This is a genomic window from Crocosphaera sp. XPORK-15E (assembly GCF_034931425.1).
Classification (GTDB): Bacteria; Cyanobacteriota; Cyanobacteriia; order Cyanobacteriales; family Microcystaceae; genus UHCC-0190.
Map to the genome: position 1 here is coordinate 36,134 of NZ_JAYGHQ010000010.1, position 15,725 is coordinate 51,858.

General features: G+C 36.1%; 9 protein-coding genes. 2 read left to right on the plus strand and 7 right to left on the minus strand.

Features of this window, described 5'->3' with window-relative positions; genetic code table 11:
* Positions 1-345: 345 nt before the first annotated feature.
* Positions 346-2,028, plus strand: a complete 1,683-nt coding sequence (locus VB691_RS12435; protein ID WP_323291818.1) for a choice-of-anchor I family protein — start codon at positions 346-348, stop codon at positions 2,026-2,028.
* Positions 2,029-2,109: 81 nt separating this feature from the next.
* Here VB691_RS12435 and VB691_RS12440 read toward each other — a convergent pair whose 3' ends face one another.
* The 5 genes from VB691_RS12440 to VB691_RS12460 form a co-directional block, all read right to left on the minus strand.
* Positions 2,110-4,320, minus strand: a complete 2,211-nt coding sequence (locus VB691_RS12440; RefSeq protein ID WP_323291819.1) for a Na-K-Cl cotransporter — start codon at positions 4,318-4,320, stop codon at positions 2,110-2,112.
* 332 nt (positions 4,321-4,652) lie between these two features.
* Positions 4,653-5,369: a heme oxygenase (biliverdin-producing) gene (locus tag VB691_RS12445; RefSeq protein ID WP_323291956.1), complete on the minus strand. Its 717-nt coding sequence runs from the start codon at positions 5,367-5,369 to the stop codon at positions 4,653-4,655.
* Between the two features lie 338 nt (positions 5,370-5,707).
* Positions 5,708-6,631, minus strand: a complete 924-nt coding sequence (locus VB691_RS12450) for an Npun_R2821/Npun_R2822 family protein (RefSeq protein ID WP_323291820.1) — start codon at positions 6,629-6,631, stop codon at positions 5,708-5,710.
* Between the two features lie 11 nt (positions 6,632-6,642).
* The gene (locus VB691_RS12455) at positions 6,643-7,638 is read right to left on the minus strand and encodes an Npun_R2821/Npun_R2822 family protein (protein ID WP_323291957.1); all 996 of its coding nucleotides are present in this window, start codon (positions 7,636-7,638) and stop codon (positions 6,643-6,645) included.
* Between the two features lie 20 nt (positions 7,639-7,658).
* Positions 7,659-8,618: a glycosyltransferase family 10 domain-containing protein gene (locus VB691_RS12460; protein ID WP_323291821.1), complete on the minus strand. Its 960-nt coding sequence runs from the start codon at positions 8,616-8,618 to the stop codon at positions 7,659-7,661.
* A gap of 149 nt (positions 8,619-8,767) precedes the next feature.
* Between VB691_RS12460 and VB691_RS12465 the strand changes: the two genes are divergently transcribed.
* Positions 8,768-10,474 (plus strand): ankyrin repeat domain-containing protein, encoded by a 1,707-nt coding sequence (locus VB691_RS12465; protein ID WP_323291822.1) that lies wholly within the window; start codon positions 8,768-8,770, stop codon positions 10,472-10,474.
* 3 nt (positions 10,475-10,477) lie between these two features.
* Here the strand turns inward: VB691_RS12465 and VB691_RS12470 are convergent, their stop codons facing one another.
* On the minus strand, positions 10,478-12,673 hold the full coding sequence (locus VB691_RS12470) for a hypothetical protein (RefSeq protein WP_323291823.1): 2,196 nt from the start codon (positions 12,671-12,673) through the stop codon (positions 10,478-10,480).
* Complete coding sequence (locus VB691_RS12475; RefSeq protein WP_323291824.1) at positions 12,670-15,477, minus strand: S8 family peptidase; 2,808 nt, start codon at positions 15,475-15,477, stop codon at positions 12,670-12,672. The genes VB691_RS12470 and VB691_RS12475 overlap by 4 nt, the downstream gene beginning before the upstream one ends.
* Between the last annotated feature and the right edge of the window lie 248 nt (positions 15,478-15,725).

Here is a 15,725-nt window from a genome sequence, read left to right on the forward strand (position 1 = left end):
TTTTTAAGATGGCGATCGCAGTTTAGCGGAGGCCAACGGTCAAACGGTTATTCGTCATAGAAAGCTTATAAACCCTTTAGAGCTTACTACAAACCTTCGTTTATTTATGACTTCCTACTTAATTATTTTTGACAAGAATAAATCTGAGTTTTTTCAGGGCATTTCTATTCTCTTTCTTCAAAGGTAAATTAAATCTTGAGCATAAGTCAGGAATTTTTGAGAAGTGAAGTTTAATTTATGAAAAGGTTAAGAAAAGAATAAACAAAAATAAACATTAAGAATTCTATGTTTTAGATGTTTTAGCCTTACAAAAGAAAGGTAGAAAATTATCAAATCAAACCTAATATGCGATTGTCTTTAGTTCCCAACCCTGTTAAACAGTTTACCTTAAGTCTTATTCCAGCTACTTTGCTTTTAGGTGCATTTGGAACCTCAGTTAATGCTTTAGATCTTACCCGTTTAGGTAGTTTTGAAACAGGACAACAACAAGGATCTGAAATTGCAGCTTATGATCCAACAAGTCAAAGACTATTTGTTACTAATGGAGCGAATAATCGCTTAGATATTATTAGTATTAGTGATCCAAGAAATCCTACAAAATTCGGTGAAATTAATCTCGCCTCTTTTGGAGGGGGTGTCAATAGTGTTGCTGTAAAAAATGGTGTTGTGGCCGCAGCAGTTCAAGCAAATATAATCACCGATCCTGGTACAGTTGCCTTTTTTAATGTTAATGGAAATCCCCTTAATAGTGTTACAGTAGGCGCATTGCCAGATATGTTAACTTTTACCCTAGATGGGCTGAAAGTTTTGGTTGCTAATGAAGGAGAACCCAATGAAGATTATACCATTGATCCAGAAGGATCAGTTAGTATTATTGATTTATCCAATGGAGTGCTTAATGCAACGGTAAATACTGCAGGTTTTAGTGCTTTCAACAGTGGAAATCTTGATCCTAATGTGCGTATTTTCGGGCCAGGTGCAAGTATAGAACAAGATTTAGAACCAGAGTATATAGCACTTTCTCCTGATGGGAAAAAAGCTTTTATCACTCTCCAAGAAAATAATGCTGTTGCAACTCTTGATATTGCTAGTGGGATTATTACTGATATTGTAGCACTTGGGTTTAAAGATCACAGTTTACCAGGCAATGGTTTAGACGCTAGTGATAGAGATGGCCCTGGTAATAATGGTCGTATTAATATCCAAAATTGGCCGGTTTTTGGGATGTATCAACCGGATAGCATTAGTGCTTTTCAAGTTGGGAATCAAACCTATTATATCACCGCCAATGAAGGAGATGCCCGTGTTCGTCCCACAGGTGATAATATTTTACCTCCTCCGAATGATGGAGAAGGTGACATTTTTAACGAAGAATCAAGAGTTAACAGTATTACCCTTGATCCCACTGCTTTTCCTAATGCTGCCATATTACAAGATAACGATAATTTGGGTCGTCTTACTATTACCAATACTCTCGGAGATACTGATAAAGATGGAGATTTTGATCAGCTTTATGCCTTTGGTGGTCGTTCATTTTCAATTTGGGATGATCAAGGTAATTTAGTCTTTGATAGTGGGGATGATTTTGAACAAATTACCGCATCTTTGTTTCCCTCAATTTTCAATGCTAACCGAGATGCAACCCCCAGTAGTTTTGATAGTCGCAGTGATAATAAAGGGCCTGAACCCGAAGGAGTTGCAATAGGACAAATTGGAAATCGTCTCTATGGTTTTATCGGTTTAGAACGCATTGGAGGCTTTATGGTTTATGATATTACTGACCCGACTAATCCTCTATTTGTTAACTACCAAAATGACACCGCATTAGGGGATCTTAGTCCTGAAGGATTATTATTTATCTCCTCCAAAGATAGTCCCACAGGTCAAGCTTTGTTAGTGTTAACTAATGAAGAAAGTGGTAATACGTCTATTTATTCCGTAACAACACCTGAACCTGCTTCTATTTTAGGGTTAATGATCGTTGGTTTAATAGGGGGTTTAAGTCGTAAATTTTCCCGTAAGTCTTGATAAAAAAAGGACTTAGGCAACGCCTCTAGATATTGAGTGTTTTGGTAGGGTCAATTAATGAATTGACCCTTTTTATATGTATCATAAAACCTCCTCAAAAGTTGCCCCTGATGCAGCCAAAACGAACACCGTTGTCGGTAAATCTTTTGTCCATTCTTGCAACTTTTCATAGGTTTGCATAAAAAGAGGGCCCGGAGCAGGAATTCCCAAAAAAATGAAATCCGCACCCGCAGAAGATTGTTTAAGGATGGTAGCAAAAGTGCGTCCATCGGCCAAGATTACCTCAGATAACGCCCCAATGCGTAACTCTTGGGCTAATTTATCCAAATTATTTTTGGCTTCAATCACCGCACTTTGATCCATTACTACCAATTTTAGATAAATATCCCCCCGTTGCCACTGAGGATTAGAACGCAATAAATAGGCGAGAAGTAACATTAAACTGCCATTGCCTTGCATTCCTCCTCCCCACCAAACATCAATGCGACAACTGCGGTTTTTGGAGTCATCCCAAGGATTAGAAGATAAATCAGGATTTTCTCGCAAAATAATCACATTGCGTTGGGCGTGATGAAGATTAGCGATCATTTGACAATAGCGATCGCGGTGGCTTAGTTGTTGAGAATCCCCCAATAAAATTGTATTAGGAACAATCGACCCTAAACCATAGGTTTCCACCAATCTTTCCGCCCCATCAAAGGGATCAGGTGCAGTAACTAACCTGACTAACGCTTGTACGCCACGACGTTGTAGATAACTGTGAATTCTTCGTTCTAAAACCGCTTGTTTCGCTACATCCCGTGATCCTGTCGGTAAAACACTTGATACCGTGATTAAGCCGCGATTATGGGTTAAAGCTTGGGCTAATTGTATCAGCGGCCAACGTTTAGTTGGGGCCCCAGAAAGTACCAAAATTTGAGGCCGCCAGTTTTTTGTATCTTGAGTATGATCGATCTGCACAATTGCCATGCGTAACAAGGCCATCCAGATGCCACGCCGTACATCGCCCCAGGTGACGAATAATTCCCTCTGACGCACCCAAAAATAGATCCCAAAGACCACGATACCTGCAACCAGAGTCGCAACCGCATCAATGAGAAACATCACCCCTAAACAGCCGATCGCCCCTAATAAGGAAAAGCCCCAATGAACTTTAAAGGAAGGGCGAAAGGAAGGACTTTTTAAGAAACCTTCCACCGCAGCCGAAATATTCAGCACTAAATAAGTGGTGAGGAAAAACATGGTCAAGACTGGGGCAATTAAATTTAAGTCCCCAATACAAACAGCAGCGATCGCCACCACTAAGGTAACTAAAGTGCCAATTCTGGGTTCATCATCGGGGCCACTACCTTGCCCTAAAAACCTCATCCACTGGGGTAAAATGCCATCTCTCGCTAAGGCTTGCAAAATGCGCGGGGCCCCTAACATACTGCCAATGGCACTACTCAGGGTTGCTCCCCAAACCCCTAATAAAATAGAAGGGCCCCAAAGGGCCATCTTTTCCATAATCAAGGGTTCTGCAATTAGGGTACTACTATCGGCCCGCATGGCCAGGAAAACAGGTAAGGTGATATAAATTAGAAAACCCGTTCCCACTGCTGCTAAGGTGCCAATGGGTAGGGAACGAATGGGATCTCGTAAATCTCCTGACATATTGACCCCGGCCATAATTCCGGTTACTGCCGGGAAAAAGACCGCAAATACTGCCCAAAATGGCTCCTTATTCGTCACCCATAGTTCTATCTTGGTGGGTTCAACAGGATGACCAAAATAAAAGGACAATAGGGAGAGGATGATCGCTGCCATGATTACATATTGGGTTTTAATGGCAATACTCGCAGAAGTCAAGGCCAAAATTCCTACGGCCACGGTGACAATTAATCCCACATATAGTTGACTTAGGTAGGGAAAGGCAGTGACCACACTTTCGGCAAAACCGATGGTGTAGAGGGCGACGGACAGGGCTTGGGCAAAATAGAGGGGAATGCCTACTGCGCCTCCTGTTTCGATGCCTAGGGAGCGGCTAATCATATAATACGCCCCCCCTACCCTGATCACGCGATCGGTGGCAATGGCACAAATGGAAAGGGCGGTAAAAAAGGTAATGGAGTTGGCTAAGACAACAATTAACAGTGTCCCAATTAACCCCGCATTGCCTACTACCCAACCAAAACGCAAATACATGATTACGCCAAGGATGGTTAAGATGGAAGGGGTGTAAACTCCACCAAAGGTTCCTAACCCCGATTTATTTTCTTCTGTAGAGGTATTCGGCGGTTGGGAAGGTGGCATAAATGGCAATTTCACAGGTTAAAATCATCTAATCAACTCAGTCACCGTCATTATGCCAGATTTTTTCAGAATTCCCTACTCATAATACTCAGATCTTGCACCAGAACCAAAAATTCGATTTTTTGCCTAAATTTCCACTAAATAATCAGGGTTTTACGGTTTGAAAATCAGATTTTTTTAGCTTTTCGGTGTTGCTGCAAGATCTATCTAAATAACACCAATAAAATGCTAACAATCCTGATAACTTGATAGTGATTTCTATAACCAAAACCAAGCTGCCAGGATCGTTATATTAGTTCAAAAATAAGGCTAATTTGAGTTAACCTGTTACCTTATTCAGCCGTTACCAATTCTGTGCTACCATTAGCGCGACGACGGGTTAAGGTATTAAAGAGCATGATACCAATGGCTTTGACTAAGTTACCTTCTAATTCCATAAACATTTTCATGTTCATGCCAAAGGCAGCATTTGCTTCTTCAACAATTTTATCAGCCGTTTCTTGATCAATTGGTAATTCGTTTAAGGCTTGACGGTATTCGTTTTTAAAGGCTTTTTCATCAGAAATAGTTTCAAATTCATAAAAAGCTGTTCCGCCATTTTCTCCAAGATTCATCGCCCGTTGAGCAATTTTCTTCAGAATTTGTCCCCCTGATAAATCCCCTAAATAACGGGTGTAAGAATGGGCCGCTAATAATTCGGGTTGGGTGTTAGCAATTTCTCGAATGCGGGCAACATAAGCCTGTGCTGCTGAGGAAGGGGCGACTTCATTGCGCCAGTTTGCCCCATAGTAGAAGTATAAATCTTGCTCTAGAGACTGTTTACGATTTAATTGGGGAAAGTAAATTTTAGAAACCATGTCATGGTGGCGCAGTTTTTCCATTTCCTCTTCCATCGCTGTATAAACGAAGTAGAGGTTAGCCACCAATGTGCGATAAGAATTTTTTTCAACAACCCCTTTTAAAAAACACTTGACAAAACCGACATTTTCTGCCATTGTATGGGACTTTTTCGTCCCTTCTCGTAACATGGTTGCTAAATTAACGCTCATGCTATAACTTCCTGTTTCTTGAGTGAACATTCGATCGGTGACTTGTTACAAACGCTTAAAAAACCGCCTAATTGAGTACAATAAACTGATTCGGTACAAATTTTCATTAAGAATTCTTACAAAGACATCTCTAACTATCTAGACTTTATAAATATTTAATCTGTTTACAACCCTTTGATGATCAAGGTTATAGAGTTTTCGCGTCCAAGTTTATCCTCTCTCTGGACTGAAATATTATGTTAAGTTTTGTAACAGGGTTGGTTCGGCAAAGCTCACCAACCAACCAAATTAAACAATAATTAATTATCAATTATTAATTATTCATTGATAATTGATGATTAACGATTTCCTTTTAAAATTTGCTTAAATCGGTTTAATAGTGGAAATTGTGTCTCTTTTTTGGGGGGAGATAATTCTGAGTCGGGGGGAGGGTTTTCCCCTAAATAACGGTAATATTTCCAAATATCCCAATAGGGACATCCTGGTTCAATTTTAATCCCGGCCCAATGTAAATAATGTAAGGGTTGATTCGTTTTCGGATCAATTAATATGTTATCTTCTTGTTGAAAATGACTGCTTCCGGCCCAGTTTCCTGGATAGATTTGAGGTTGATGAGCTAAGTTAAAGCGACGCTCAATATTTTTGAGAATCATATAGTTAATAATGGGTTGATCTGAAGTTTTATAGGTAAAATCAAAATAGTCAATATTGGCAGCACATTCGGCAAAGGTTTCATAGATTTTATCTTCAGAAATTAAGGCTTTTTTCGATGCCCAAAATCCTCCGTTAAACATATCTTTGATTTCATTTTCACTAAATACTTTTTCCTCTATTACCTTGGAAGAAAAAACATTTCTAATCCCTGCTTTATGTTGATAATCATAACAAATAAAATCATAATCTGTAAAATAATCTAAATCATCAACTATCTTTTTGAAAACGACAATATCTGTATCAATATAAAGAAATTCATCGAATTCCCCAAACCAACAAGCTTGTTTACGAAATTGGTTGGGACGAGCAAAAAAATCTTGACCAAAAATATTATGCAGTTTTTGGGATAATCTTTCAATAAATTCTAAATCAGGATACAAAGTTACTGCAAATTCTTGCTTTAATTTTTCAGCGATGATTTGATAATTATCATCATAAGGAATTAACACCACCGGAGTATCTTGATCATACAATCTAATGCTTTTTAAAAGAGCTATCGCCTGTTCAATTACTTTATCATTGGCGGTAATATAAATGCCACGAGTCATGATTTTTTCCTCTATTTATTTAAGCCTAATTTTTTGACAATTCGCTGAGTTAAGTTTGGTTTTGGATTATAAGATTGAGGTTTCGTTGTGAATTTAGGTAACTTTTCAGTTTCATAATAATAACGATAATACAGGAAAATGTCTCGATAGGGAAATGTAATATTTTTTCCTTCGCATAATTCTTTGAAAATTTGCGAAGACATCCCAATATAATGAATGTAAGTTAAACGATTACCCTTATCATACAGCAGATTATCTCGACTTTCAAAATGGGGAGAGGTGACACAACATCCTGTCTTTTGATCTGGGGATAAATTCAGGGCTAAATTATAAATTGAGTATCCTGATCGCATCATCATATAATTAATAAGAGTTTGATCGGGGGCCATAGGATAAAGAATTTCTGCTTCACCCATTTTGAGATACTCAATTAATTCCTGACGTTTCCTTTCATCAAATAAGTCTTTCTTTGAAGCATAAAAACCGGAACAGAAAATTTCTGTTTTTATTCTTTCTTCTGAAAAGACTTGAGTTAACTGCTCTGATGCTTCATTATAAACATGGGTAATATCTTTATGTTGAAAATCATAAACAATACAATCATTGTCATTTAATTTCGTAAAAATATCAGCTACTGGCCCCATTAATAAGGTATCCGCGTCCATATAAATAAAGCGATCAAAAGGGCCATCAAAAGCACAATAACGACGATGGGTTCCAAAACGATGATATCCTGGACTACCTGCTTTTTGCCATTGTTCCCTAGCTGTAGGATGAGTATCCCAAGCAGCTTTAGCAAAGCTATCCCATCGCTCCATTGAGATAGTATCATTATACAATTGTACCTGGGGACGATGAGCAATTTCGGCTGCTATTTTTTCAGTATTATTATCATAGGGATAGATACAAACGGGGGTTTCTTTGCCTAAAATAATTTCAATACTATTGAGTAAGGCAATTACTTGATCGTAAACACGATCATTGGCTAAGGTACAAATTCCATCCATAATTTTAGCAATAAAATGAATTACAAAGATTGTCCCACAAAATCGGAAAGCCATGCCATCAAATTTAATTTATGCAAGATAATTTGTCTTGCTTCTGCGATCGCCTCTTTTGCTTCATGCCACGCATCCAAATTTGCGGTAACTTCTTTAATATAGGCCATTCCTTTCTCATCAAGACTAGGCAACCTTAAAAAACTGCCAGGGGGTAATAAGCGATCGGCTGCACTTCCACCATAATAAATAGGTAAACACCAACATAATAAAGCATCCCATAATTTTTCGCTAACATACCATTCGTTATCGGCATAGTTTTCAATGGATAAATTATAATAATAAGGGGCCATGCCATGCCATTTGTTATCTAAACTTCCTTTACTTTCTGTCCATGATGGTAATCTTTTCCCATAGAGATCAAACTCACATTCATTATCCCGTAATAACTTTAAAAAAGCTAGACGACGACGATGATTTTCTGTACGATCAATACCTGATGTTATCCAACAACACTGTTTAACTTTTTTAGGAATCTTACCCTGATTTAACTCCTCAAATTCATTACTAACATACCATATTGCAGGCATATAATCAGGATGAGGGGCAAATTTATCAGGGCCTGATACATAACCACAATAACGACTAGCATCATTATAATTGGCACAATTTCTTTTAACAACTTCTTCTAAGGGGGGTTCTCTCAATAAATAAATAATTCTTTCTTGGGGAACATTTCGTAATAAAGATGGAATATCAAGGGATGAAGAATTATATTTTTTTCGCCAAGATTTCCACCAAGGTTTAGGGGGAGAAGCCATAGGAAAATCAAACTGATATAATAATAAATAATCTGGGTTAGGATCATTAGCTAACATTTGTATGTTATTCCAAACACCAAAATGATGAGGGGTTTGCTTCCACAACCAATCTTGTCTATCTTGTAATCCTGGATAACTACTTAACATCCCGACAATTTTGGGATTCATATCCATACTCCTTACCCTAAAGTTGATTATGCACTAATTATATAACTAAAATTGAATGTAAGAGACTATTGAGCAAATAGATATAAAAATAATATTGAGTTCGTAGTCAAGGCTTTAGACTTGTATAATAATCCCTAATAGAGAGAAAAATGAAAATACATCTTGCTGCTAAACAAGGTAATATTCGAGGGGTTGCTGAAGCACTAGCAATGGGAATTGACGTAGATATAACCGATCAATTATCTTATTACAAGTATACCCCTTTAATGTACGCCATTATTAGCCCCAAGCTAAACCTTGATCTGGTGAAATTTTTAGTTAATAATGGAGCTAATGTTAATGCAGTTGAAAGCGAAGTAGATAGTACCGTTTTGGGGTTAGCTGTGCAAACAGGAAATCTCGAACTCGTCAAATTTTTAATTGAGAGAGGGGCTAATTTTAACTATCAAAGACCTGAAGGTTATAATATTGTCCTTGATGCTATGTTTTGTGAAAATATTATAACTAATCCTAATTTAATGACCATGTTAAATTTTCTCATTAAAAAAGGAGCATCAGTCAACAATATTACCAGCTATGGAGAGTCAGCATTAAGAGTTGCGTCAAGAGTAGGAAGATTTGATCTTGTGGATTTATTATTAACTAATGGGGCAGATTCTCAACAATTGCAATGGACAAAAATAATGTATTCTATTGTCTTTGGAACAGTCAAAGATGTTAAAAAATTAATTGATGAAGGAGAAAATATCGAAGCACGAGATTATTGGAATCGAACCCCATTTTTACTCAGTTTACAAGCAGGAAAATTAGAAATTGCTAAATTATTATTAGCATCAAGTGCAGATTCGACTGTTCAGGGACGTTGTGGAAAACCGCCTTTATTTTATCCTATTGAAAGTAATCATTTTAACGTTTTTCAATGGTTAATTGAAGAAGGATTTAATCTTGAAAAAACTGATGATTTTGAAACAACTCCATTAATGATAGCAGCGCAATATGGAGTAACTGACTATATTAAAATTCTCCTAAAATCAGGTGCAAATATCCACAAACTTGATCATTGTAATTCTAAAGCAATTAATCACGCTGCTAATCTTGAAACGATTCAATTATTAATACAATCAGGTAATGAACTTAATGAAATTAATCAAGAAATGCGACCTTTATTAACCAAAGTTGAACAGGAAGATTTACAGATAGATAGGGAACATTATTTAATAGGAAAAACTAGACGCTTTGGAATAGCAAACCCAGAAATTATGGATATAGAGTTTTGGAAAGCTATGATCCGTAGTCGAGTTTCTGCATATTGTCCTAAAGCCATGTTTGATGATACAGATAATTGGGATAAACCTGTTTGGTGTTATCAAAGATTTGGTCAAAGTATCACTCAATTAACTGATGGAAGAATCATCGAAATTGCTGGTGAACATGAAGATTATTATGACCCAGATTTTTGTATTTATAATGATGTAGTTGTCTATGATGGAAAAGGTAATTTTACCATTTATGGATATCCTAAAGAGATTTTTCCCCCCACAGATTTTCATTCTGCTACCTTAGTCGGAGACTATATATACATCATTGGGAGTTTAGGTTATATGGGAGAAAGAATAGTAAATGAAACTCCGGTTTATCGTCTAAATTGTGACAGTTTTAAAATCGAAAAAATAGAAACATTAGGTGATAAACCAGGATGGATACATAGACATCAAGCTTATTATCAATATCCTGACCAAATTAAGATTAAAGGTGGTGAAATTTGGACAATGATAAACGATAAAGCAGAATATTTTGATAACACAACCGATTATGTTTTAGACCTAAAAACCCTAAGATGGAATCAGCAAAATTAGACATTACCTTAATCTAAAATTAAGATGATTATCATTAAAAGTAATAATGCGTTTACCGATAATAATTTGAGAATTTAAACCATGACCCATTATTTTTAGATCCGGAATATTTTCTTTTTGAACTGTCATTACAACCCAAAAATAACCCTTTCCTGTCGCTATAATTTTTTGGTCTTCTGGTTGATAAGTTAAGTTTACCTGTTGAGGTGTAATAAATGTTCCTTTCATTGTTGTTCCCTTGTCACTTTTAATCATAAATATATTGTTTTTAATAGTTACATATCCTTCTGTATTCATAACCCAAGTTCTATTATTTTCTTCATCATTAAATTTATCAACAATGACAAATAAACCTGGAACTCCTGACACTTTACTATAATCTACTGCAAACGATCTTAACCAAGTTTCACCTTGTAAACTAACAATTCCTGATCCATCTTTGTCTGATTTAAAATAAACAGGTTGCATTGTTATTTTATTAGAATTTTCTAGAATAATAATATTTTCATTCTCTGGTTTTTCTTCTCCTTTTCCTGGGTTGGCCCAATGTCCTCCTAACCCCCAAATGCGAAAACTTCCCCCATCAGGAAACGACCAAGATTGAGGTAAAAGCTCTCGTTTTGCATAAATACTAGCCACAAAATCATCCTTTCCTTTCCACTGATTTCTAAATACATAAAATCCCTTTTTCTCATCTACAAGAACCCGATCAAAAATCTCAGCAGGATTTTGTAAATTCAGATTTTCTAAATAATTGACAAAGACAAAAATTCCCGCTAAAGTATTATTAATTCCCAAACTTTGATCTCCATCCATACCCCAATATTGATTAAATCCCCACATTATTGCTGGTAAAAACTTAATGGGAACTAATCCTAATCCCATCGCAAATAATGGCCCTCCTGCATAATAACGATGTCTTCCATAAGTCGGAATAGGATAAGTATTATCTGTGGGAATAATTCGCATTAAATATTGAGGTAATAACCAAGCAGCATGAGAATTTTCAGTTATAAAGTTTTTCCCTTCAACTTGACGAGCAGCTTCAAAAAAAGGTAATAATGTTAAAACCCAGGGTTCAGTTGTATAGTGATCTCCTTCACTTCCAAACCCATGATCACCGATCGCAGTTTCTAAATAACGAATAATATTTCGTTCAGCAATTGTTAATAATCTTCTAACATTTATCTCTTGAGAAAAATAGTTTTCCGGTTCATTTAAAATCGCTAAACTTGCTAATCCTGCGGCCCCCCTTACCCTTGCATTCCAGTTACTCCAAGCTGTCGGGTTCCACCCTTTATCGGGGGTTCCTTCAATAAATATGGTTGCTTTTTGTCCCAACCAATTTGTAACAATTTGGCGATTCTGTTCTGGCCAATAAGGATAACAAAAATCGTAAGCGATGGCAATACCAGCAACCAATGGAGACTCTTCAAATAGACGAGGATAAGATTGATTTATAGCAGTTTTTACGAATTGCCAAGCATCCTTAGCTTGTTGAGGATTTTGGTTAATTAAAGAGAGAAAACATTGTCCAGCAGCATGATATCCCGCATTAGGAACATATCCGTCATAGGTAACAGGTTGATCAAGAGTTTTTTTAAGTTTATCAAGAATTATTTTACCTGTTTTAGTTTGAGATTTTTTCCGTAATTCAGGTAATAAATTAGGGCGAAAAATAAGGCGAGGATGTTCTTGAGATTGGATAGGTTTATGATAAGTAAGAGGTTGGGGATAAAGGGGACTAATTTTGGCGATCGCTTGTCCTTTAAGTAATCTATCTTTAAACTTTCCTTGATAGTAACCAATTAACTGATTTTGCTGAGTTTTTTGTAATTCAATTTGATAAGTTGCTTCTCCCGTCAAAGATAACCAAGGATCTCGATTAATGGTTAAATTAACTTGTAAATTCCAAGTATTATTAGACCGATTAATTATTACTTTTCCTGAATGTTCTCCTTGATTAAATTCAGGTGCAAATCCCCAAATTTCAGAGTCACAATCATTATTATGACAGAGGATATCTAGGTTTAGATCTTGATAGGAAATTTCTTGATTTGATGATTTCCATAAACCGTCTTTTAAAGTAATATTTATTTGGCCGGATAGATAACTGTCAGGAATAGATTGTGCAGATAGACTAAAAATTAAGCCAAACAAAACAATCAGTAAAATACTAAGACAACGAGATTTTATCATGAGATAAAATTAAAATTACTATGATGATTTTCAACCGTTAAACCATCAACATTTTCAACAATACCAATGAGTTCATTTCCCTGATCTGTTTTTAAGAAAATAGCTGTTCCCTTGGGTAAACTACCAGAAGAAGAAGATAATAAATAATCACTCTCTTGACCATGTAAATTAATGGTATCCTGAGTAACATTAAACCCTTTAATAAGGGCATAATCATCACTTCCGTTCTGATTATATAATGGAGAGGTACTGGTTCCCAAACTAAAGATATCTGCTTGCTCAGTAGCAGTTAAAGTATCAATTTCTTGGGCATTTAATCCTACCTGATGTGTTCCTGTTCCTAATAAGGACTTTTCTGTTAATTGTGCCGTACCAACAGTTTTTTCATAAAGTTTAATGTTATTAAAACGACTAACAGCATTAGGATTATTAACATCATGATCATTAGCAAAGGTTAGATATTTAAAACTTCCCGTAAAAAACTCTCCCGCGTTAATTGTATAATGTTTGATTCCTCCCGTATAATTATTTGTATTAATCCCCCAAGATTGAGTCCCATAAACCTGAAAAAGATGCTGAGGAGCAACTGTGTCAATATTATTATCATTGTCAAATCCAATACCTTGTATTTCACCTTGTTTTGTACTCTCAAAGTCAAATTCTAAAACAGTATTAACAGTAATATTGTAATTGATGAGATCAATTTTTTTCCAACCATTTCCGACAACTTGTAACTGATTTCCATCATCACTAAGAGTAACCGTGGGGTTTAAATCTTGCTTATCTCCTCCATAGGATTCAATCTGTAATGATTCCGTTGTATTTCCTTTCTTAATATTCAGTTTGGAAGCGGGTAAAGATGGAGAAGTCGGAGGCAATTCATAGAGTTTAATATTATTAAAAATACTCTCAGCATTAGGATTCTTAACATCATGATCATTAGCAAAGGTTAGATATTGATAATTACCTGTCAAATAGTTTCCTAAGTTAATTTGATAATGTTTGATTCCCCCTGTATAATTGTTTGTATTAATCCCCCAAGATTGAGTACCATAAACCTGAAAAAGATGCTGAGTATCAACTGGGTCAATATTATTATTATTGTCAAATCCAATACCCTGTATTTCACCTTGTTTTGTACTCTCAAAGTCAAATTCTAAAACGGTATTTTGGGTTATATTATAATTGCCGATATTAATTTTTTTCCAACTATTACCAACAATTTTAACCCGATTGCCATCTTCAGTAAAGTCAACTTGTGAACTAACATCTTGTGTACTACCACCATAGGATTCAAGATCGAATTGTTGAGTGGTTCCTCCTATTCTTACTTTGAGTTTAGATGGATCTGCAACGGGTTCTAGAGTAGGATCAAATTCATAGAGTTTAAGGTCACTAAAACGACTGAGAACATTAGGTATATTGGCATCATTATCATTGACAAAAGTTAGATAATCATATTGTCCCGTAAAATATTTTCCTACTTCAATTTTATAAGTCTTAAGCCCTCCGGTGTAAGTGTTGAAATTTTCAATATCTCCTTGCCAATTTTCCGTGCCAAAAAGTTTAAAATGAGTATTAGAATTAGTAATATTATCTTTGTCAAAACCAATGGCGTGAATTTCTCCTTGTTTGGTACTTTCAAACTTAAACTCTAAGATAGTATTGGGCGTAATATTATAATCAATTGATACTTTTTTCCAAGTGTTACCCGTAAGGGTTAAAACATTACTATTGTCGCTAATTGTAAAGTTAGAATCTTTATCTTGTGTACTACCACCATAGGAAAGAAGGCGAGAAGGCTGAGGGGAATTATCAACCATTACGGATAGATGAGTGGTAGGATCGTAGGGAGCCATTTCTAAAATTGCCTCCCCTAGTTTTGTGATATTTAATAACTTTCCTTCATAGTCAGGTTGATTGGTAACATCATCCCCTTGTGTCAATAAATATCTAATTTCAGCTAAGGTTAACCTGCGTCCTAATTCTTGTTCTGCTAACTGTTGTGCTACAGCGATCGCCCCGGTAACAACAGGGGCAGCCATACTCGTTCCTGATAAGGTAGTTGTTCCCCCATTCTTATTAGCCGCAGTGATACTCACACCACGGGCAAATACATCGGTTAAAGTGGTAGAATATTGAGAAGTTGAGGCAATGTTACCGTTCTGATCAACAGAAGAAACTGCCAAAGAATTTGGATCAGCCGCAGGATAAGAAACCCCGTTTTGTCCATTATTTCCGGCTGCAGAAACAACAATTACATTTTTATTAGCTAAGGCTTGTAATTCATCACTGATCTTAAAGAATCCTTTATTAATATCATACAAAGATGGGGTGACTGCTGTTGTAAAGTTAGAGCCATCAGCCAAAGACATATTAACACTAGCAATGTTATAGGTTTCTGCATTAGCAACTACCCATTGCAGTGCTTCTTGAATATCGTAATAACCTCCACCACCACTATCAGGAAAAACTTTCAGCGCAATAATATTCGCACCTGAGGCAACCCCTGGATATGTGGCATTGCTTGATGCAGCAATACTCGCTACATGACTCCCATGATTATTCTTATCACTCGCATCACTATCATTGGGACCTCCTAATGTATTTCCGGCAAAATCATATTGATAAACAATGCGATCCGCTATCCCATCTGGTGAACCATTTTTTGTAGTATTATTATATAAATCTGGTCCGAAAAAGGAATGATTTAGATCAATCCCTGTATCTATAATTACAACAGAAAAACCAGCACCATCTATGGGTTTTCCCTGACTATCCAAGAAAACATTGCTTAAAGTCATGACCATTTACCCCGATTACACTTATCCTAAAGAGTTCTTTAAAGATTTATAAAAAATATTATATAGTTTTTATAAATCGTATTTTATGCTCCCACTCCTCTATTATATTGTCAAGCTCAGTTTTTTTAAAAAAAAGTTGAAACAAAACTAATTATTGTGTTTTTTGTAGGGGTAATTCATGAATTACCTCTACAGATAGGATCTGTGGGTAAGCCCTGAGCAGTTTAAATGCACAATAGAACCCTCTA